General features: G+C 70.2%; 17 protein-coding genes and 1 tRNA gene. 6 read left to right on the top strand and 12 right to left on the bottom strand.

Going from position 1 to position 19,892, the window contains the following annotated elements:
* Window positions 1-6: 6 nt before the first annotated feature.
* Window positions 7-873 (bottom strand): helix-turn-helix transcriptional regulator, encoded by an 867-nt coding sequence (locus tag AB0J55_RS08455; RefSeq protein ID WP_364244646.1) that lies wholly within the window; start codon window positions 871-873, stop codon window positions 7-9.
* Window positions 874-925: 52 nt separating this feature from the next.
* Between AB0J55_RS08455 and AB0J55_RS08460 the strand changes: the two genes are divergently transcribed.
* Window positions 926-1,189: a hypothetical protein gene (locus tag AB0J55_RS08460; protein ID WP_364244649.1), complete on the top strand. Its 264-nt coding sequence runs from the start codon at window positions 926-928 to the stop codon at window positions 1,187-1,189.
* A gap of 47 nt (window positions 1,190-1,236) precedes the next feature.
* Here AB0J55_RS08460 and pknB read toward each other — a convergent pair whose 3' ends face one another.
* The 7 genes from pknB to AB0J55_RS08495 all read right to left on the bottom strand — a co-directional run bounded on the left by pknB (window position 1,237) and on the right by AB0J55_RS08495 (window position 10,707).
* A complete protein-coding gene (gene pknB / locus AB0J55_RS08465) occupies window positions 1,237-3,204 on the bottom strand; it encodes a Stk1 family PASTA domain-containing Ser/Thr kinase (protein WP_364244651.1) in 1,968 nt (655 codons plus the stop codon).
* A complete protein-coding gene (locus AB0J55_RS08470) occupies window positions 3,201-4,544 on the bottom strand; it encodes a serine/threonine-protein kinase (RefSeq protein WP_364244654.1) in 1,344 nt (447 codons plus the stop codon). The genes pknB and AB0J55_RS08470 overlap by 4 nt, the downstream gene beginning before the upstream one ends.
* Before the next feature lie 3 nt (window positions 4,545-4,547).
* A complete protein-coding gene (locus tag AB0J55_RS08475) occupies window positions 4,548-6,017 on the bottom strand; it encodes a penicillin-binding transpeptidase domain-containing protein (protein WP_364244657.1) in 1,470 nt (489 codons plus the stop codon).
* Window positions 6,014-7,501, bottom strand: a complete 1,488-nt coding sequence (locus AB0J55_RS08480; RefSeq protein ID WP_364244658.1) for an FtsW/RodA/SpoVE family cell cycle protein — start codon at window positions 7,499-7,501, stop codon at window positions 6,014-6,016. The genes AB0J55_RS08475 and AB0J55_RS08480 overlap by 4 nt, the downstream gene beginning before the upstream one ends.
* Window positions 7,501-8,898, bottom strand: a complete 1,398-nt coding sequence (locus AB0J55_RS08485) for a PP2C family serine/threonine-protein phosphatase (RefSeq protein ID WP_364244661.1) — start codon at window positions 8,896-8,898, stop codon at window positions 7,501-7,503. The genes AB0J55_RS08480 and AB0J55_RS08485 overlap by 1 nt, the downstream gene beginning before the upstream one ends.
* A complete protein-coding gene (locus AB0J55_RS08490) occupies window positions 8,895-9,356 on the bottom strand; it encodes an FHA domain-containing protein (RefSeq protein ID WP_003079002.1) in 462 nt (153 codons plus the stop codon). The genes AB0J55_RS08485 and AB0J55_RS08490 overlap by 4 nt, the downstream gene beginning before the upstream one ends.
* A gap of 100 nt (window positions 9,357-9,456) precedes the next feature.
* A complete protein-coding gene (locus AB0J55_RS08495) occupies window positions 9,457-10,707 on the bottom strand; it encodes a DUF3662 and FHA domain-containing protein (protein ID WP_364244664.1) in 1,251 nt (416 codons plus the stop codon).
* Between the two features lie 130 nt (window positions 10,708-10,837).
* Between AB0J55_RS08495 and AB0J55_RS08500 the strand changes: the two genes are divergently transcribed.
* Window positions 10,838-10,920 (top strand) — tRNA-Leu (locus tag AB0J55_RS08500).
* A gap of 94 nt (window positions 10,921-11,014) precedes the next feature.
* Here the strand turns inward: AB0J55_RS08500 and AB0J55_RS08505 are convergent.
* The gene (locus AB0J55_RS08505) at window positions 11,015-11,746 is read right to left on the bottom strand and encodes a trypsin-like serine protease (RefSeq protein WP_364244666.1); all 732 of its coding nucleotides are present in this window, start codon (window positions 11,744-11,746) and stop codon (window positions 11,015-11,017) included.
* A 117-nt stretch (window positions 11,747-11,863) separates the two neighbouring features.
* Window positions 11,864-12,238, bottom strand: a complete 375-nt coding sequence (locus AB0J55_RS08510; RefSeq protein ID WP_364244669.1) for an FKBP-type peptidyl-prolyl cis-trans isomerase — start codon at window positions 12,236-12,238, stop codon at window positions 11,864-11,866.
* A 141-nt stretch (window positions 12,239-12,379) separates the two neighbouring features.
* On the opposite strand from AB0J55_RS08510, the gene AB0J55_RS08515 reads away from it, so the two are divergent.
* The 4 genes from AB0J55_RS08515 (at window position 12,380) to AB0J55_RS08530 (ending at window position 18,069) form a co-directional block, all read left to right on the top strand.
* The gene (locus AB0J55_RS08515) at window positions 12,380-15,598 is read left to right on the top strand and encodes a penicillin acylase family protein (protein WP_364244671.1); all 3,219 of its coding nucleotides are present in this window, start codon (window positions 12,380-12,382) and stop codon (window positions 15,596-15,598) included.
* Window positions 15,599-15,673: 75 nt separating this feature from the next.
* Window positions 15,674-16,714, top strand: coding sequence for a PLP-dependent transferase (locus tag AB0J55_RS08520; RefSeq protein ID WP_364244674.1), 1,041 nt, complete (start codon window positions 15,674-15,676; stop codon window positions 16,712-16,714).
* 60 nt (window positions 16,715-16,774) lie between these two features.
* Complete coding sequence (locus tag AB0J55_RS08525) at window positions 16,775-17,500, top strand: hypothetical protein (RefSeq protein ID WP_364244677.1); 726 nt, start codon at window positions 16,775-16,777, stop codon at window positions 17,498-17,500.
* Window positions 17,497-18,069, top strand: coding sequence for a class F sortase (locus AB0J55_RS08530; protein WP_364244680.1), 573 nt, complete (start codon window positions 17,497-17,499; stop codon window positions 18,067-18,069). Before AB0J55_RS08525 ends, AB0J55_RS08530 begins: the two co-directional genes overlap by 4 nt.
* On the opposite strand, the gene AB0J55_RS08535 is transcribed toward AB0J55_RS08530, so the two are convergent.
* Window positions 18,055-19,095, bottom strand: a complete 1,041-nt coding sequence (locus tag AB0J55_RS08535) for a patatin-like phospholipase family protein (RefSeq protein WP_364244683.1) — start codon at window positions 19,093-19,095, stop codon at window positions 18,055-18,057. The two genes, AB0J55_RS08530 and AB0J55_RS08535, sit on opposite strands and share 15 nt — an antisense overlap.
* Window positions 19,096-19,105: 10 nt before the next feature.
* Window positions 19,106-19,852, bottom strand: a complete 747-nt coding sequence (locus AB0J55_RS08540; protein WP_364244686.1) for a FadR/GntR family transcriptional regulator — start codon at window positions 19,850-19,852, stop codon at window positions 19,106-19,108.
* Window positions 19,853-19,892 lie beyond the last annotated feature (40 nt).

Raw genomic sequence — 19,892 nt, forward strand, 5'->3', positions numbered from 1 at the left:
GGCGCTCTACTTGTAGGACTCTGCCACCTTAGCGAGCAACTTGCGGGACGCTTCCGGGTCCAGTGCGGCATCCCGCAGGCGCCCGTAAACGACGCTGTACTGGGTGAACTCCTCCGGCTCCTTGAGGTAGGTCGCGCCGAAAAGATCCTCCAGGTAGACCGTCGAGAAGTTCTGCTCCTGCAGGCGGAACAGCGAGAACGCCGACGGCATCGTGATCCGGTCGGGCACTGAGAACGGCAGCACGCGAATCGTGATGTTCGGCCGATTCGAGGCGGTGACCAGGTGCTGCAACTGCTCGCGCATGATGCCCTTGCTGCCCTGAACGCGCCGAAGAACTGCTTCGTTGAGGAGCATGTCGAACCGGAGAGATGGTCGGCCGTTGCGTTTCAGTACCGTCTGGCGACCAAGTCGGGTTTCCACCTGCTTGTCGATCAGCCGTGGGTCGGCTTCGGGTTCCCAGGCCAAGATGTTCGACCTCGCGTAAGCCTCGGTCTGGAGCAGACCGTGCACGCTCTCGACCTGGTAGGTGCGGATCTCGGTCGCGTCCCACTCCAGCGCCAGGAACCGGCGGAACCAGTCCGGCACCGCGTCACGCTCGGCGGCTTTCCGCCTCCGCCGCCGTTTCGGCTGCGCCTCGGCCAACGCCACCAGGTAATCCCGCTGCTCGGGCGTCGCTCGATAGAACTCGGCCAGCTTCCGGATGTCCTCCGGATCCGCAGTCTGGTTGCCGTTCTCCAGCTTCGAGAGCTTCGGCGTGTGCGCGTTGATCGCCGCGCACGCCTCCAGTGCGGTGAACCCGGCCTCTTCACGCAGCCGGCGCAGCTCGATGCCCAGCTGCGTCTTCAGCAGCTCGGGATCCGACGGGATGTGCATGCGGAGACACTACCAGTTGCTTAAGGAGAAAGTTTCTCGGTAAGGTCTTTTCATGAGTACTGACCGCACACCGTACCAGCGCGTCATCGAGGAGCTGGCCCTCGCCGGAAAGCCCAGGTTGTTCACGGTCTTCGGGACGGCGAACCACCTCGACGGCGCACCCCTGATCGGCTGGGGCATCGAGCTGCAGGACGGCGGGGGCGCCCTCTTCCGGTACAGCGGGCAGCGCTCGATTCACTCGTCCGATACCGCGGAACGGCTGCTGCGCGTCCAGCGCCGGCTCGGGGACGTCGAACTGCGCTGGCTCGACCACTGAAAAGGCCCGCACGGCGAACCGTGCGGGCCTTCTTCACCGGACCTCGATCAATTGGAGGTCTTCGTCGGCGACGTCGGGAACAACGGCTCCGAGATGGTGACGTTGACCGTCTGGTTCTTGTCGATCATGGTGCCCGCCTTGGGGCTCTGGCCGGTGATCGTGCCTTCCGGCTGCGAGCTCGTCCGGTCCGCCCGCTGGTTCAGCTGCCCGGTCCAGCCCATGCTCTGCAGCTTGGCCTGAGCGTCGTCGAACGTCATCCCGAGCAGGGTCGGCATCTGGATCTGCGTCGGCTGGGTCTGGTCCGGGCCCGTCGACACGGTCAGCGTGATGACCTCGCCGACCGCCAGCTGGCCACCGTTCGGGTTCTGGGTGATGACCGAGTCCTTCGGGACCGTTTCCGAGGACTGGTCGACCCGCCTGGTCCGCCAGCCCTGGCCTTCCAGCGCCGACTTGGCCTGCGAGTACGGCTTGCCGGTGAAGTCGGTGACCGTCTTGAGCTGCTTCGACTTGCCGATCTGGATCTTCACGCTGGTGCCCTGGTCGACCTCGCTCGACGCGGCCGGCGTCTGGTTCTGCACCCGGCCGGCCTGGTTCGGGTCGTCGACCTCGACCTCGCCGACGGACGGGTCGAGCGTCAGCTTCGCGTCCTTGAGCGCCTGCTCGGCCTCGTCGCGCGTCTTGCCCTTGAGGTCCGGCACGCTGGCCTTGCCCGGTGCGACCCCGACGTACAGGGTGATCTTCTGGCTGGTCGCGACCTGCGTCCCGACCGACGGGTCGATCTTGATGACGCGGTTGACGTCGCCGTCGCCGCACTGCGGGCTGCCGTCGGTCGGCTGGACCCCGCAGGTCACCTGCTTCTGCTCGATCGTGCCGTTGAAGCCCTTGCTGTTCAGCGTTTCGCGGGCCTGGGGGACGGACTGGTGCAGCACGTCCGGGACCGCCACCAGTGTCGTGTCGTTGCCCTTGAACGAGCCCGCCAGCCACATGATCAGCAGCACCGCGCCCAGTACGAACACCGCCGCGACCGCGGCCAGGACCGTGCGGCGGCGCCGCTTGGCCCGCGGGTCCTCGTCGTCCGGCTCGGGGTACTCCTCGTAGCGCTGCGGCTGACGGCGGTCGGCGTTCATCACCTGCGTGCGCTCGTCTTCCGACATCACCATCGGCGCCGCCGGGCGCTGGCCCGACAGGGTGCGCACCAGGTCCGAGCGCATCTCCGCCGCCGACTGGTAGCGGTTCGCCGGGCCCTTGGCCAGCGCCTTCAGCACCACCGCGTCCAGCTCCGGCGCCACCGCCGGGTTCACCGACGACGGCGGGTTCGGGTCCTCCCGGACGTGCTGGTAGGCCACCGCGACCGGGGAATCGCCGGTGAACGGCGGCTCGCCGGTGATCAGCTCGTACAGCACGCAGCCGGCGGCGTAGACGTCCGAACGCGCGTCGACCGACTCGCCGCGGGCCTGCTCCGGCGAGAGGTACTGCGCGGTGCCGATCACCGCGGCCGTCTGGGTCATGGCGGACTGGCCGTCGTGCATCGCGCGCGCGATGCCGAAGTCCATCACCTTGACCGCGCCGTTCTTCGTGATCATCACGTTGGCCGGCTTGACGTCGCGGTGCACGATGCCGTGTCGGTGCGAGAAGTCCAGCGCCGCGCAGACGTCGGCCATGACCTCCATCGCCCGCTTCTGCGACATCGGGCCCTCGGTCTTGACGATGTCGCGCAGCGTCCGGCCTTCGACGTACTCCATGACGATGTACGGCAGCGGCCCGAAGTCGGTGTTCGCCTCGCCGGTGTCGTAGACCGCGACGATCGCCGGGTGGTTCAGGGCGGCGGCGTTCTGCGCTTCACGGCGGAAGCGCTCCTGGAACTGCGGGTCCCTGGCGAGGTCGGCACGGAGGATCTTGATCGCGACTTCCCGGCCGAGACGCACGTCGTGGCCGTGATGGACCTCGGACATGCCTCCGTAGCCGAGCGTCTCGCCCAGCTCGTACCGGTTGGAGAGCAGTCTGGGTGTGCTCATCTCTGGGTGCCGTTCCATTCCGTCCAAGGTGTGGTCATGATGCCTTGCCGGCCATCGTCGGTCGTGCCGGGAGTGTTCGCGGGGTAGACACTCGAGGACTGCTCCGCGGGCACCTGTCTGCCCGGGACCACCTGGCTCTGCGTCTGGCCGTTGTGCGGCGGCGAGCCGCTGCCGCCGCCCAGCATCTTCGCCACCAGCACGATGCCGACCACCAGGACAACGAGCAGGATCGCCGCGAGAAGCGCCCACCAGCCCCACTGCGTCTTCTTCCGGGCGGCCGGCAGCATCACCTGCCGCGGGGCGGGCCGGGACGGCGGGCCGATCGCGACCATCGGGTTCATCGCCGGCGACGGCGGGCCGCCCGGCATCTGCTGCTGCGGCGGAAGCTGCTGCGGGATCGGGACCGGCATCGACGGGGGCGGCGGCTGTTGCGGTACCTGCTGCGGCACCACCGGCTGCTGGCCCGTCGTGTAGGTGGCGTTGACCAGCCCGGACGGCGTCGGCAGCGGCAGCCCGGCGCGGACCGCGGCCACGGCGGAGGCGAACTCGCCGCCGTTGTTGTAGCGCTGCCGCGGGTCCTTGACCAGGGTCGCCTCGATCACCGCGCGCGCCGCGGGCGGCACGTCCGGCGGCAGCGGCGGCGGGATGTCGCGGATGTGCATCATCGCGACCGTCACGGCGTTCTCGGACAGGAACGGCCGGTGCCCGGCCAGGCACTCGTAACCGCACACCGCCAGCGAGTAGACGTCGGACGCCGGCTCCGCGGGCTGCCCGAGCGCCTGCTCCGGCGCGATGTAGTGCGCGGTGCCCATGACCATGCCGGACCGGGTGACCGGGGCCGCATCGGCCGCCTTCGCGACACCGAAGTCGGTGATCTTCACCTGACCGGCCGACGTCACGAGGATGTTGCCCGGCTTGACGTCGCGGTGGACCAGGCCGTGGGAGTGCGCGGCCTGCAGCGCGTTGCCCGCCTGCTCCAGCATGTCGAGCGTGAACTCCGCCGACAGCCGCCCGTGCTTGGCCAGCAACCCGGCCAGCGGGTCGCCGTCGACCAGTTCCATCACCAGGTACGCGATCGACAGGTCGCCGTCGAGGATGGTTTCGCCGTAGTCGTGCACCGCGGCGATGCCGGGGTGGTTCAGGGACGCCGTCATCCGCGCTTCCGTGCGGAAGCGGTGGAGGAACTCGGCGTCGCCGGAGAGCTCGGTCTTGAGGATCTTGACGGCGACAGTCCGGTCCAGCCGGGTGTCACTGGCCTGCCAGACCTCGCCCATCCCGCCGACGGCGATCCGGCTCGTCAGCTTGTAGCGATCGGCCAGCAGCTGACCGGAGGACAGCATGCGCTATCCACCCCCGAGCTTCGCGTTGATCGCCGCGCGGCCGATTTCCGAGGCGACCTTGCCGCCCGTCGCGGCCAGCCCGCGGTCGCCGCCGTTCTCGACGATCACGGCGACCGCGATCTTCGGGTCGTTCGCCGGAGCGAAGGCGGTGTACCACGCGTGCGGGGCGGTGTTCTTGGAGTCCGTGCCGTGCTCCGCGGTGCCGGTCTTCGACGCGATCTGGATGTCCGCGCGCTTGCCACCGCCCGCGGTGAAACCCTCGGAAGCGATCATCATGTCCTTGAGAATCGCCGCGTTCGACGCCGACAGCGCGGGGGTGCCAGTGAGTTCGGTCGGGCTGTAGTCCTCGATGGTCGACAGGTCCGGCGCCAGCACCGACTGCACCAGCTGCGGCTTCATCGCGATCCCGCCGTTGGCCACGGTGGCCGCGAGCAGGCAGTCCTGCAGCGGCGTGATCCGGACGTCGCGCTGGCCGATGCCGCTCTGGTAGAGCGCGCCCTGGGAGTCGAGCGGGCCGACCGTCGACGGGGCGACCTTCATCGGCACGGTCAGGTCGGTCTGCCCGATGCCGAAGTTCGCCGCCGTTTTCTTCATCTTGTCCGCGCCGAGCTGGCCGGCGAACTCCGCGAACGGCACGTTGCACGAGTGCGCGAGCGCGTCCTTGAAGGTGTTGCCGGGGCACGCCTGGCCCGCGTAGTTCTCGAGCGTGACGCTGGTGTTCGGCAGCTTCGTGTTCGGCGCCGTGCTGACCTGGGTGTCCGGGCCCTTGCCGTCCTCGAGCGCGGCCGCCGCGGTGACCAGCTTGAACGTCGACCCCGGCGGGTAGGTCTCCGAGATCGCCCGGTTCAGCATGGGCTTCTTCGGGTCCTGGTTGTTCGCGTTCCAGGCGTCGGTCTGCGCCTTCGACGTGTGCTGGGCGAGCGCGTTCGGGTCGTACGACGGCGTGGAGACCATCGCCAGGATCCGGCCGGTGCTCGGCTCCATCGCGACGACGGCGCCGGTGTAGCCCTTCTGCGTCATCAGGTCGTACGCGGCCTTCTGCACGGCCGGGTCGATGGTCAGCCGGACGTTGCCGCCGCTGGGGTCGCGGCCGGTGACCATGTCCGACAGCCGCCGCACGAACAGCCGCGGGTCGGAGCCGTTGAGGACGTCGTCCTCGGCGCGCTCCAGGCCGCCGGCGCCGTAGTTGATCGAGTAGTAGCCGGTGACCGGCGCGTACATCGGGCCGTCGGCGTAGGTGCGGATGTACTTGTACTTGTCGTTCGACGGGTTGATGCCGGCCAGCACCTCGCCGTTGGCCTGCGACACGATCTTGCCGCGCTGGCGGGCGAACTCGTCGTAGAGCACGCGCGCGTTGCGGGAGTCGGTGCGGTAGTCGTCGGCCTTCACCACCTGGATGTAGGTGGCGTTGGCCAGCAGCAGCACGACCATCACGAGCATCGCCATGCCGACCTTGCGGAGCGGGGTGTTCATGCCTGGGCGCCCCCGTCCGCCGGCGGGCGCTGCACGAGCACGGTGTGCGCCTCCGCGATCGGCGCCTGCGGCTGCTGCTGCGGCTTCGGGCGGGCGGCGGGCTTGCGGGCCGCGTCGGAGATGCGGAGCAGCAGCGCGACGAGGATGTAGTTCGCGAGCAGCGACGAACCACCCTTGGACAGGAACGGGGCGGTGATACCGGTCTCCGGGATGAGTTTCGTGACCCCGCCGACGACGACGAAGATCTGCATGACCATGGTGAACGCGAGGCCGCCGCCGAGCAGCTTGCCGAACGTGTCGCGCACGGCGAGCGCGCTCCGCATGCCGCGCATGGCGACCATCAGGTACAGCATCAGCACCGCGGCCAGCCCGATGAACCCGAGCTCTTCGCCGATGGACGCGGTGATGAAGTCGGTGTTGGCCTCCGGCACCATGTCCGGCCGGCCGGCGCCGAGCCCGGTGCCGCCGACGCCGCCGGTGCCGAGCCCGAACAGGCCCTGCGCCAGCTGGTAGCCGCCGCCCGCCTGGTCGTAGGTGGCCAGCGGGTCCAGCCAGTTCGCGACGCGCTGCTGGACGTGCTTGAAGAGGTTGTAGGCGATGATGCAGCCCACGGCGAAGAAGCTGAGGCCCAGGACGACCCAGATGACCCGCTCGGTCGCGACGTACAGCATCACCAGGATGACGCTGAAGAACAGCAGCGACGTGCCGAGGTCCTTCTCGAACACCAGGATGCCGATGCAGACGAACGCGGCGATCAGGATCGGGCCGAGGTCGCGGGCGCGCGGCAGCTCGACCCCGACGAGCTTCTTGCCCGCCACCATGAACAGGTCCCGCTTCGACACCAGGAACGAAGCGAAGAAGATCATCAGCAGGATCTTCGCGAACTCGCCCGGCTGGATCGAGAAGAACGGCAGCTTCAGCCACACCTTGGCGCCGTTGACCTCGGACAGGCTCGACGGCAGCAGCGCGGGCAGCGCCAGCGCGACGATGCCGACCAGACCGGCGGTATAGCCGTAGCGGGTCAGCGTGCGATGGTCGTTCACCACGATGAGTACCACGACGAAGAACACGAGCGAGATCACCGTGAACAGCACCTGCGCGGTGACCGCGGGCGTGTAGTCCTTGCCCTGCTGCGTGGCGCGCTCGGCCAGGGCCAGGTCGATCCGGTGGATCATCACCAGCCCGATGCCGTTCAGCAGCGCGACGCAGGGGAGCAGCACCGGGTCGGCGTACGGCGCCCACTTGCGGACGGCCAGGTGCGCCGCGCCGAAGATCGCGAGGTAGGCGAGCCCGAGCCAGATGATCGACCAGGTCAGCTCCTGCTCCTGGTTCGCTTCCACCAGCACCAGCGCGATGGTGACGATGAACGACGCGAAGCCCAGCAGCGCCAGCTCGGTGTTGCGGCGCGTGGGGACCTCGCGCGGCGGGTTCGTCTGGAACTGCGCGGCGAGCGGTTCGGCGGAACGCGCGACGGGCTGGCCCATCAGTTACCGCCTCCCGTCGTCGGTGCCGTCGAACTCGGCGTCGAGCAGTCCCTCCCCGCTGGCTGGTTCGCCGACGACGGGGCAGTCGAGCCGGCCGGAGCCGACGGAGTCGTCGTCGGCGTGACCGGAGGGGTCGGCGTCGGGGACGGCTGGCCGCCCGCCGGCGCGCAGTTGTTCAGGCGCTTGCGCAGCTGCAGGAAGTCATCGATGTACCTGCGGGCGTCATCGAGGCTGTCCTTCTTGACGCCGTTCTGCACCGCCAGCCGCGCGTCCTCCTGGAGCTGGTTGACGCGCAGCTTGTCCGTGCACACCTGGGTGGGCGGGCAGGACCCCTGCTCGTAGGCGTGCAGGTCGATCCCGAGAATGCTGCCGGGGACGCCGCGGTAGATCACGACCTCCCCGTCCGCTCCCTCGCCGACATAGTACTGACTCAGCACGAAGTAGCGGGTCGCGATGGCCGCCGCGGCGAGCACCACGAGAACCACCAGCGCCCCGGCCAGCCAGCGGAACCGCTTCCGGCGCCGGGCCTTCGGGTCTTCCTGGGGCTGCGGCAGCTCCGCGCGCGGCTGCGGCGGCGGCTGGGTCAGCGCCCTGGCCCGCGCCGCGGGCGAGTCGCCCTGGTGCCGTTCGTCGCTGCCGTCCCCGGCGGCGCCGCCCACGATGGGCGCGTCCTCGCCGAAGTCGACGTCGACCACGTCGGCGATGATCACCGTGACGTTGTCGGTGCCGCCGCCCTTGAGCGCCAGCTCGATCATCCGGTCCGCGCACTGCTGCGGGTCCGGGATCTGCACGGCCTCGGCCAGCGTCTCGTCGGAGACCATGCCGGACAGGCCGTCCGAGCAGATCAGGTACCGGTCACCGGGACGCGCTTCGCGCACGGTGAGGCTCGGCTCGACCTCGTGGCCGGTCAGCGCCTTCAGCAGCAGCGACCGCTGCGGGTGCACCGCGGCTTCCTCGGGCGTGATCCGGCCCTGTTCGAGAAGTTCGTTGACGAAGCTGTCGTCGCGCGTGATCTGCGCGAACTGGCCGCCGCGCAGCAGGTACGCGCGCGAGTCGCCGACGTGCACCAGCCCCAGCCGCGTGCCGGCGAACAGGACGGCGGTGAGCGTCGTGCCCATGCCGTCCAGGTCCGGGTCCTGCGAGACGAGCTCGGCGATCGCGGCGTTGCCGTTCGCCACCGCCTCCCGCAGCTGGGCGAGCAGGTCGTCGCCCGGCTCGTCGTCGTCGAGCGGGGCGAGGGACGCGATGACGACCTTGCTGGCCACTTCACCCGCCGCGTGGCCACCCATACCGTCGGCGAGCGCGAGCAGGCGAGGGCCGGCGTACACGGAGTCCTGGTTGCTCGAACGCACCAGGCCCCGGTCGCTGCGGGCTGCGTAGCGGAGGACGAGAGTCATGGGCGAAGCTCGATCACCGTCTTGCCGATCCGGATGGGGACTCCGAGCGGGACCCGGAGGGGTGCAGTGACCTTAGCCCGGTCCAGGTACGTCCCGTTCGTCGAGCCCAGATCTTCCACGTACCAGTCCTCGCCGCGCTGGGCGATCCGCGCGTGCCGGGTCGACGCGTAGTCGTCGTCCAGCACCAACGTCGAGTCGTCGGCGCGGCCGATCAGGATCGGCCGGCCGTCCAGCGCGATGCGCGTCCCCGCCAGCGCGCCGTGCGTGACGAGCAGCTGCTGCGGGGACTTGCTGTTGCGCGGCTTCTTCTCCTTCTTGCGCCCGAAGGTCGGCACCTGCACGCGCATGCCCGACGCCGCGTAGAGGTCCGAGCGCACGACTCGGAGCGCGGCGAACACGAAGAGCCAGAGCAGCACGAGGAAGCCCACCCTGGTGAGTTGTACGACCAGCTCTGGCACTTGGTGTGTCCGCTCCCGACTCGTCCGTGCAGCCGCGACGCGGGTACGCCGCGGTCCCCCCGCACGTCAATTCTGCGGGAACAGTATTCCGGGTCCCGAGTCAGCCCTGTGTACGGAACACCAGGGACGAATGACCCACCCGGATGACGTCGCCGTCGGCGAGCTGCCAGGTCTGGACCGGGGTGCCGTTCACGGTCGTGCCGTTGGTCGAGCCGATGTCCGCGAGCGTCGCGCTCTGGCCGTCCCAGGTGATCTCCAGGTGACGGCGCGAGACACCGGTGTCCGGCAGGCGGAAGTCGGCGTCCTGGCCGCGGCCCACGACGTTCCCGCCCTGCTTCAGCGAGTACGTGCGGTTCGAGCCGTCGTCCAGTTGCAGGCTCGCCGCGAGCTGGCGGCCCGGCGCGGGCTGGCCGTAGCCACCCTGCTGCTGGCCGTACGGGTCACCGGCCGGCTGGCCGTACGCGCCCTGCTGGCCGTACTGGTCGTAGCCACCACCCTGCTGCGGCTGGCCGTACTGGTCGTACCCGCCGCCCTGCGGCTGGCCGTACCCGCCCTGGTCGTAGCCGCCGCCCTGGGGCTGCCCGTAGCCGCCCTGGTCGTAGCCGCCGCCCTGCGGTTGCCCGTAGCCGCCCTGGTCGTAGCCGCCGCCCTGGGGCTGGCCGTAGCCGCCCTGGTCGTAGCCGCCCTGCTGGGGCTGGGCGTAGCCGGCCTGGTCGTACCCGCCCTGGTGCTGCTGCCCGTACTGGTCGTAGCCACCACCCTGCTGCGGCTGGCCGTACTGGTCGTATCCACCCTGCTGGCCGTAACCCTGGTCGTACCCGGGCTGCTGGCCACCCTGCTGTCCGTAGCCGTACTGGCCCTGCTGGCCGTACGGGTCACCCTGGTCGTATTGGCCGTAGCCGGGGGGCTGGCTCATTGCTGGGTCTCCTGCGTTGCTGGGTCGTGCCGACCGCGGTGAACCGGCGCCTGAGGGGCGGGCGTCGGGATCGACGGACGAACGGGTCTTGAACTGTCCAGTATGCAGCGCCTCGTTGCGCTCGAGTGATACGACGACGTCACCATAGGTGTCCAGGCCCGCGGCGGCGAGGTGTTCCGCAACCGCCTTCGCCAGCACCTGGGTGACGCGTTGCTCGTCACCGGCCATGCGCTCGTGGTCAGCCGTCCCCAAGGACACGATGTAGTGATTCGGGGCGAGCTGCCGACCGCCTGCCAGCTCACGAACGTTCTCCTCACTCTCCCGCTCCAGGGCGATCGCCACTTCCTGCGTGACGACGTTGCCACCGAACATGCGCGCGAAAGTGTTCCCCACCAGGTTCTCGAGTCGCCTGTCGAATCGTTCGGCGCGGCCCACCGGGGAAAACCTCCTCACACGTGTGCTTCCGCACCGATCCTATCCGGGTGAGCCAGCCTCTACACGGCCCCCGGTGAAAGCCGTTCAAACGACCTGCTAGTCTTCTCCTCGCTGCTTGAGAGAAGCACTCGGGCGAGTGGCGGAATGGCAGACGCGCACGGTTCAGGTCCGTGTGTCCGAAAGGACGTGAGGGTTCAACTCCCTCCTCGCCCACCGAAAAGGGCCCCGGCTGGTTGCCGGGGCCCTTTTTCTTGGTCTGGACCTGGCCGTGTGGTTCGTCACGGCGCTCTGTTCGCCCTGGGCGAAGTTAGGCCGTGTGGGTGGAGATCCAGTCCGCTATCACGTCGGCGCGGCTCGTCGTCTCGATGCCCGCGTGGGGGCAGCCCGGTCCCGTCGCCTCCAGGGCGACCAGTTCGGTGCCGGAAAAGTACGGGGCTCCCGAGTCGTAGGTGCACGCGCTCGTCGTGATCTCCGGGGATGCGCCGCGGACGCCGAGCGTGGTCGGGTCCACCTTCGCGACCGCCACCGTCCCCTCCTGCATGCGGGTCGCGGGTTTGGGGTCCTTGCCGGTCAGGCTGCCCCAGCCCGCCAGCGTCAGCTGCTGGCCGACCTTCGGGGCCGCGTGGTTCACCGCCAGCGGCGTCACCGCGGTCACCGGGGAGTCCAGGCGGACCAGCGCCACGTCGTTTTCCTTGGCCTGGAGGACCTCGGTCGCCCGGCGGGCGATGCCCGACTCCGTTTCCTCGTCGGTCAGGCCCAGCGTCACCGTCGTCGGGTACGGGACCCTGCCCGAGACGCGGTCGCGGTGGGCGTCGTGGAAGCAGTGGCCGGTCGTGAGGACCCAGGCGGGCGCGATCAGCGCGCCCGTGCAGTAACTGCTGTACGTCGAGCCGTCCGGGCGCGGGATCTTCGTCATCGCGAGCTTCGCGACGAACCCGTACTGCCCCGGTGGGACGTCGGCCCCGTGGGCGACGGCCCAGGCGGCGGGCGCGGTGGAGATGGTCAAAACGGCAGCGGCGAGCAGGGCGCGCAGGCGCATTCTTCCCCTTCGTCGAGTCGGTGGTCGACGCTCGACGTTAGGGCCGCCGCCGCGGGCGGGGAATTCCCTGGCCGGGCGTCACCCGGTGGTCCATCGGGTGACGCCGGGCCCGCGGGATCAGTTCACGCCGACCAGGTCGACGACGAAGACGAGCGTTTCGGACGGCTTGATCGCGCCGGGCACACCGCGCTCGCCGTAGGCCAGGTGCGGCGGGATGACCAGCTTGCGGCGGCCGCCGATCTTCATCCCGGCGACACCCTGGTCCCAGCCCGGGATGACCTGGCCGACCCCGAGGCCGAACCGCAGCGGCTCGCCACGGTCCCAGGACGCGTCGAACTGCTCGCCGGTCGAGTGCGAGACGCCGACGTAGTGGACGGTGACGGTCTTGCCCGTCGTGGCCTCCGCGCCGTCACCGACCGTGATGTCGGTGATTTCCAGGTCGGCCGGCGCAGGTCCGTCCGGGCGGTCGATGAGGGGCTTTTCCAAGGTCATGGGCCTCACCGTACCTATCCGCCACCGGCTGCGCCGATCGGACTACGCCCAAAGAGGGGAGAAACGCGAAAAGTCTTCACACTTCTGCTACTGCTCGGTAGCGTGCGCTTCGTCACTCTTCTGGACTGAGGGGAGCCCGGCATGCGACGACGCATCCGCGCCCTGACCGTTACGGCACTGGGGGCCCTCGTGGCCGGGCTCACCCAGGTCGCCGTTTCCGCGCCGGCCGCGGAGGCGGCCCTGTCACCCGACGACTACTGCGGCGGGCAGTGCAACGACATCCTCCCGCCCGGCGAGAACGGCAACGCCACCCTCGCGGACATCCTCGCCCACAAGCTGCTCGGCACCCGCCCGGCGCACGCCGCCGACCAGCTCGGGAAGTACGCCTCGCTGGCCGGCGGCTACAAGACGCTGACCACCGGCGCGATCAGCCAGTACTTCAACGACTCCTCCTTCGGTGTCCCGGCCGACCAGGTGGCGAGCACGACGAAACCGCGGTCCGACGTCACGATCGTGCGGGACAAGTCGCTCGGCGTCCCGCACATCACCGGCACCACCCGCGCCGGCACCGAGTTCGGCGCCGGGTACGCGGCCGCGCAGGACCGGCTGTGGCTGATGGACGTGCTGCGGCACGCCGCCCGCGGCCAGGTCACCTCGTTCGCCGGTGGCGCCGAGGCCAACCGCGAGCTCGAGCAGCAGTTCTTCGCGAACGCGCCGTACACCGAAGCCGAGCTGCAGCAGCAGATCGACCGGACCGCGGCCAGCGGCCCGCGTGGCGCGCAGGGCCTCGCCGACGCGCAGGCCTACGTCGACGGCATCAACAAGTACATCAGCGACTCCTACAGCGGCCGGTACTTCCCCGGCGAGTACGTGCTGACCGGGCACGTCGACTCGATCACCAACGCCGGGTCGATCGACCCGTTCAAGCTGACCGACCTGGTTGCGCTGGCTTCGCTGATCGGCGCCGAGTTCGGCGCGGGCGGCGGCGGCGAGGTCCAGAACGCCATCGCGAAGCTCGCGATGCAGGAGAAGTACGGCGTCGTGCAGGGCGAGAAGGTGTGGCAGAGCCTGCGCTCGGAGGACGACCCCGAGGCGGTCAAGACGCTGCACGACGGCCAGACCTTCCCGTACGGCAAGACCCCGGCCAACGCCGTCGGCCGGGCCATGCCGGACAAGAACTCGGTGACGCCGCAGCCGCTGGTGTTCGACCAGACCGGCTCGGCCGCCACCGCGACGCCGTCCACAGTGGACGTCGCCGCGCCCGCCGAGCTGGAGCCGGCCCGCGGGATGTTCGACAACGGCGTGCTGCCGGCGAACATGCTGAGCGAGAAGCACGGCATGTCCAACGCCCTGCTCGTCTCCGGCGCCAAGACCGCCAGCGGCCACCCGGTCGCCGTGTTCGGCCCGCAGACCGGCTACTTCGCCCCGCAGCTGCTGCTGTTGCAGGAACTGCAGGGCCCGGGCATCAGCTCGCGCGGCGCGGCCTTCGCCGGGCTGAGCATGTACACGCTGCTGGGCCGTGGCCAGGACTACTCCTGGAGCGCGACGACGTCGGCGCAGGACATCATCGACACCTACGCGCTGCAGCTGTGCGACCCGAACGGCGGCACGCCGACGAAGGACTCGAACTACTACACCTACCAGGGCAAGTGCGTCCCGATGGAGACCGTCGAGGTCAAGAACTCCTGGAAGCCGACGGTGGCCGACGGGACCGCGGCGGGTTCGTACACCCTGCGCAGCTACCGGACCAAGTACGGGCCGGTGCAGAGCCGGGCGACCGTCGGCGGCAAGCCGGTGGCGTACGCGGCGCTGCGGTCGTCCTACTTCCACGAGGTCGACTCGCTCATCGGGTTCCAGGAGCTGAACGACCCGACCTTCGTCAAGTCCGCGGCGGACTTCCAGAAGGCCGCGGCCGACATCAACTTCACGTTCAACTGGTTCTACGCCGACTCGCGGGACATCGCGTACTTCAACTCCGGCGCCAACCCGGCGCGGCAGTCCGATGTGGACCCGAACATGCCGGTCTGGGGCGACCAGGGCCACGACTGGCAGGGCTGGAACCCGGCCGGCAACCTCGCGACCTACACGCCGGCGTCGCAGCACCCGCAGTCGGTCAACCAGGACTACTACGTCAGCTGGAACAACGCGCAGGCCAACGGCTACGCGGCCGCGGGCGCGGACAAGTCCGCCGTGCACCGCGTCGACCTGCTCGACTCGCGGGTGAAGAAGCTGATCAGCAGCGGCACCAAGGTCACCCGGGTCAACCTGACCCAGGCGATGGCGGACGCGGCTTTGGCCGACCTCCGGGCCGAGCGTGTGCTGCCGCTGCTGCTGCAGGTGCTCGACAAGACACCGACCACCGGCGCGGCCGCGGACGCCGAGGCGAAGCTCAAGACGTGGCTCTCCCACGGCCAGCTGCGCACCGAGACGTCGGCGGGCAGCAAGACCTACGCCGACGCGGACGCGATCCGCATCTTCGACGCCTGGTGGCCGCTGCTGGTCCAGGCCGAGTTCAAGCCGTCCCTCGGCGACAACGCCTACAACGCCATGACCGGCGTGCTCGGCATCAACGAAAGCCCGTCCGGCTGGCAGAACGGCAACGGCCAGCACACCGGCCAGCCCCACAAGGGCTCGTCGTTCCAGTACGGCTGGTGGGGTTACGTCAGCAAGGACATCCGGCAGGTGCTCGGCCAGCCGGTGGCGGGCCCGCTCGCGCAGACGTTCTGCGGCGGCGGCGACGTCACCGCGTGCCGCCAGGCGCTGGTGGACTCGCTGACCACGGCCGCCGGCCAGTCCGCGAACACCGTCTACCCCGGTGACGCGAACTGCTCGGCCGGCGACCAGTGGTGCGCCGACTCGATCGTCCACAACCCGCTCGGCGGCATCACGCAGGACAAGATCAGCTGGCAGAACCGCCCGACGTTCCAGCAGGTGGTGGAGTACGCCGCCCACCGCGGCGACAACATCGCGAACCTGGCGGCGACGAAGACGGTCAGCGCCACGAGCGCCGAAACCGGCTTCTACAACTCGCCGGCGTCGAACGCGATCGACGGCAACGCGTCGACCCGCTGGGCCAGCGACTGGAGCGACGACCAGGCGATCACCGTCGACCTCGGTTCGGTCCAGCAGGTCTCGCGGGTGCTGCTCAGCTGGGAATCGGCGTACGGGAAGAGCTACCGGATCCAGCTCTCCCCGGACGCGGTGAACTGGACGGACGCGGCGGTGGTGACCGACGGCGACGGCGGCCAGGACAACGTCGCCTTCGCCGCCACCCCGGCCCGGTTCGTCAAGATGCAGGGCGTCCAGCGCGGCACGAAGTACGGCTACTCGCTGTACGAGTTCGAGGTGTACGCCCACTGACAGTGCACATGTAAAGGCCTGGCCGGGGCGCTCGCGGACGCGTGAGTGCCCCGGCCTCCCCTTATCGTGAGGCGCATGGACGACTGGACGCCCCGCACCAAGGCCATCGCGGCCGGCCGGCCGCACGGACCCGGTGAGCCGCTGAACACCCCGCTCGTCGCCACCAGCACCTACCAGGCCGGTGGCGATTTCGTGTACGCGCGGGGCGACGGGACGCCGACCTGGCACGCCCTCGAGGAGGCCGTCGGGGCGCTCGAAGGGGGCGAGGCGACCGCGTTCGCGTCCGGCGTGGCCACCCTGTCCGCCGTCCTGGACCTGCTGCCGGTCGGGTCGCGGGTCGTCGTGCCGACGTTCAGCTACGCCGTGACGCGCGGGGTGCTCGCCCACGCGCAGAAGCTCGGCAAGCTCGCCGTCACCGAGCTCGAGCCGACCGACACCGCCGCCTGGGTGGCCGAGGCGGCGACGTCCGACCTGGTCTGGCTGGAGTCGCCGACCAACCCGACCCTCGACGTGATGGACATCGAGACCATCGCGGCCGCCGCGCGCGGCCGGGTCGTCGTCGACAACACCTTCGCGACGCCGTTGCAGCAGCGGCCGCTCGAACTCGGCGCCGACGTCGTCGTGCACAGCGCGACCAAGGCCATCGGCGGGCACAGCGACCTGCTGCTCGGCATCACCGTGGCCAAGGACCCGGCCGTCGCGGCCGAGCTGCGCGGCGCGCGGACGCGGGTCGGGTCGACGCCGGGTGCCCTCGAAGCCTGGCTCGCCCTCCGGGGCCTGCGGACCATGCCGGTCCGGCTCGCGGAGCAGTCCCGCACCGCCGCGCTGCTGGCGGCGCGGCTCGGCGAGCACCCCGCGGTGCGGCGCGTGCGCTACCCGGGCTTCGGGATGATGGTCGCCTTCGACCTGGCCGACGCCGAGACCGCGGACCGCTTCTGCGCCTCGGTCCGGCTGATCCGGTCGGCGACCAGCCTCGGCGGCGTCGAAAGCCTGGTCGAGCGGCGGGCGTGGCTGGCGGGCGAGGAGCGCGTCCCGCCCGGGCTGATCCGGTTCAGCGTCGGGTTGGAGGACCCCGATGACCTGTGGCGGGACCTCGCGTTCGCCCTCCCGGAGTAACGCGGACGGGTGAATCGTCGATAGTCGCGGCATCGCCGTCAACCGCCGTTGGGAGTCATCGTGGGCAGAACGCTGAGCCGGGTCGCGGGGATCGTGTCCGCGGGTGCGCTGATCACCTTCGCCGCCGCGCCGGCCGCGCTGGCCCAGGAGACGGACACCACCGCCCCCGTGACGACCACGACCACGACGACCACGTCGGAGTCCGCGACCACGACCGCGCCGACCACCACGACCTCGGAGAGCACGACGCCGGTCACGACCCCGACGACGACCGCGCCATCGACCTCCGAGGTCACCACGACCACCCGGACCGCCCCTTCGTCTTCGGAGACCACCGCACCGCCGAAGGACGACTACCAGGACAACACCGGCCACGGCTTCGTCGGCCTCGGCGGCGAAGGTGTCCTGGTCATCGCCTGCGCGGCCGGCCGGCCCGGCGCCGTCGCGACCCAGTACCTGAGCGTCACCGGCGGCCCGGACCAGGACGAGGCCGACGGCCGCCTGTGGAACTACTCCGTGCGCGTCGTCGACGCCCCGGCCGGCACCACCACCGCCAAGTTCAGCTGGACCTGCGACGGCGTCGAAGGCAACGGCATCGTCGACTTCGAGCAGGAGCGGCCGCCGGTCACGACCACGACCACCAGCAGCGCGGTCCCGTCGAGCACCGCGCCGATCACCACGGCGACCTCCAGCACGGCCCCGGCCGGCAACGCCGCCCCGAAGGCCCAGGTCAAGGTCGCGCCCAAGGGCGGGGTCGAGACGGGCTTCGGCGGCACAGCCTGGTGAGCGTCCGCCGGGCGGGTGCCGCGCTCGCCCTCGTCCTGACGCTGGCCGCCTGCAGCACGCCGGAGCAGCCCAAGGCAGCGCCGCCGTCCTCCGTGCCGGTGACCGTGCCGTTCAAGGGCCTGCGGCCGACCTCGGTGAAGATCCCGAAGATCGGCGCGGAGTCCAGCCTGCTCGCGGTGGCGGTCAAGACCGACGGCACGATCTCCGTCCCGTCGGTGCACACGCCGATGCAGGCGGCCTGGTACAAGCTCTCGCCGGTGCCCGGCGACGTCGGCCCGGCCATCGTGCTCGGCCACGTCGACGGCGACAAGAAGCCCGGCATCTTCTACAAGCTGAAGGACCTCGCGCCCGGCGACGAGGTCGACATCGACCGCAGCGACGGGAAGAAGCTGAAGTTCGTCGTCGACCGCGTCACGCAGGTCCCGAAGGACACGTTCCCGCGCGACGCCGTCTACGGCAACAGCGACAAGCCGGAGCTGCGGCTGATCACCTGCGGTGGCGCGTTCGACCACGCGGAACACAGCTACCAGGACAACATCGTCGTCTACGCGAACCTAGCCGACGCCTGAGCCGGGATACGGGAACTCCGGTTTCAACGCCGTCCCCGGGCACACCCAGCGGCGCATGCCGGCGTCGCAGACGGCGTAACCCCAGTTGATCAGCTGTTCCTGCACCTTCTCGGGCGTCTTCGTCAGCCGCGTCTTCGTCTCGGCCAGCGCGCGGGTGCGCTCGACCGGCGCCGGCAGGGCGTCCGGCAGCTGGAAGTTCTCGATGTCGCTGTAGGTCGCCCAGTACGTCCCGGCGAACTGCTTGTCCTTGAACGCCTTCAGCAGCGAGCCGGTGCGCAGGCTGCGGACCTGGTTGTCCATCACGGTCAGCACCCGCAGCAGCTGCAGCGGCCAGCTGCGGTGCGGGTTCTGCTCGGTCTTCATCTTCTTGCCCGCGTCGCTGACCAGCACGATCGCGTGCTGGTTCTCGATGGGGTCGAGGCCGAGGTTGTCGTACACGCCCGCGTCGCTGAGCACGACCTTGCGCCCGCGCCCGAGCGGGTCCGGGATCACGACCGGGGACAGCATCGGCGGGAAGGCCGAGGACGCGGCGACCGCGGTCGCCAGCTCGATCCGCCCGTTCGGGCCGCCCTCGCGGGAGAACCACCACAGCGTGCCGTCCTGCAGGTTGGTTGCGGTGAACACGAACCGGGGCCCGGCCGGGTCGAGGTCGGCGAGGCAGCAGTCGCCGAAGAGGTGCTTCGCGTAGCGCAGCGCCAGCTCCTCGCCCGCGCTGCGCCACGGGATGCACATCGCCTTCAGCGTCACCGGGATGTCGAGGGTGGTGCGGGCGAGCTTCCGGAGCGGCTGCACGACCTCCTTGCCGAAGTTCTCCGCGACGCCGTCTTCGCCGAACCACAGCTTGCGCCACGCGTGCGCCAGCACGCCCGCGGCGATCGAACCGCCGGAGACGCTGGAGACGGTGGTCAGCTTCGGCAGCCAGCCCAGCTCGTTCAGCCGCCAGAGCGCGCCCGCGTGGAAGAGCATTGCGCGGTAGCCGCCGCCCGAGAGCGCGAGGCCGACGCCGTCCCGTTTCGCCGAGTCCACCGGGCCGAGTCTAGGACCGCAGCAACGGTTCGAGCAGGGGCCGTTGGCCGGCCGGGACGTATTCGGCGTAGTTGTCGTACAACGCCTGTTTCGCCAGGTGCGCCGCGCCGCCGCCGTCGGATGCGCGGATCGCGTCGAGCACCTCGGCGTGGTGGGCGAGCCACGCGCGCATCAGCGACGTCCGGTTGCTGGCGTGCTCGAGCTTGTCCTCGATCAGTTCCAGCACGACCCCGCGCACCACTTCTTCGCTGACCACCAGCAGCGGGTTCCGGGAGATGCGCGCGATCACCTCGTGGAACGCGACGTCGGCGCGGCTGAACTCGGCGTACCCGCGTGAGACGCCTTCGCGCATCGACTCCAAAGCCGCGTCGAGGCCGGTCAAGTCGTCTTCGGTGCGCAGCTCGGCGGCGAGCAGGTGCGCCGAGCCGTCGAGGATCATCCGGAACTGCAGGAGTTCCGCGAGCCCGACGTGCTCGGCACGCGCGAGCCGGTGCATCGAGCGGTGCAACGCGGCGGGGGAGGCGGCCAGCACCTCCGGGCCGCGCGGGTCCCCGGGCCGCGAGCGGATCATCTCGGCCGCCTGCAGGACACGCAGGGCTTCGCGGATCGTCGAGCGGCCTACGCCGAACTGCGTCATCAGCTCGCGCTCGCTCGGCAGGCGTTCGCCCGGCTTGAGCGCGCCGCTCACCACGGCCTGCTCGATCTGCTCGACGACCCGCTCGTACGCGCGGACCGGAGCCACCGGTTCGAACCGCATCCCTTGACCTCGCCGTCCGCTCGGTGCAGGCTACTGGTCA

It is taken from the genome of Amycolatopsis sp. NPDC049688 (assembly GCF_040674975.1).
Lineage (GTDB): Bacteria > Actinomycetota > Actinomycetes > Mycobacteriales > Pseudonocardiaceae > Amycolatopsis.

Excerpts from the sequence above, each read along its gene's own strand:
- AB0J55_RS08540 (WP_364244686.1), bottom strand. The coding sequence starts at position 19,852 with ATGCGGTTCGAACCGGTGGCTCCGGTCCGCGCGTACGAGCGGGTCGTC.
- AB0J55_RS08510 (WP_364244669.1), bottom strand. The coding sequence starts at position 12,238 with ATGACCTTGGAAAAGCCCCTCATCGACCGCCCGGACGGACCTGCGCCG.
- AB0J55_RS08520 (WP_364244674.1), top strand. The coding sequence starts at position 15,674 with ATGGACGACTGGACGCCCCGCACCAAGGCCATCGCGGCCGGCCGGCCG.
- AB0J55_RS08470 (WP_364244654.1), bottom strand. The coding sequence starts at position 4,544 with ATGCTGTCCTCCGGTCAGCTGCTGGCCGATCGCTACAAGCTGACGAGC.
- pknB (WP_364244651.1), bottom strand. The coding sequence starts at position 3,204 with ATGAGCACACCCAGACTGCTCTCCAACCGGTACGAGCTGGGCGAGACG.
- AB0J55_RS08515 (WP_364244671.1), top strand. The coding sequence starts at position 12,380 with ATGCGACGACGCATCCGCGCCCTGACCGTTACGGCACTGGGGGCCCTC.
- AB0J55_RS08455 (WP_364244646.1), bottom strand. The coding sequence starts at position 873 with ATGCACATCCCGTCGGATCCCGAGCTGCTGAAGACGCAGCTGGGCATC.
- AB0J55_RS08475 (WP_364244657.1), bottom strand. The coding sequence starts at position 6,017 with ATGAACACCCCGCTCCGCAAGGTCGGCATGGCGATGCTCGTGATGGTC.
- AB0J55_RS08460 (WP_364244649.1), top strand. The coding sequence starts at position 926 with ATGAGTACTGACCGCACACCGTACCAGCGCGTCATCGAGGAGCTGGCC.
- AB0J55_RS08505 (WP_364244666.1), bottom strand. The coding sequence starts at position 11,746 with ATGCGCCTGCGCGCCCTGCTCGCCGCTGCCGTTTTGACCATCTCCACC.
- AB0J55_RS08480 (WP_364244658.1), bottom strand. The coding sequence starts at position 7,501 with ATGGGCCAGCCCGTCGCGCGTTCCGCCGAACCGCTCGCCGCGCAGTTC.
- AB0J55_RS08485 (WP_364244661.1), bottom strand. The coding sequence starts at position 8,898 with ATGACTCTCGTCCTCCGCTACGCAGCCCGCAGCGACCGGGGCCTGGTG.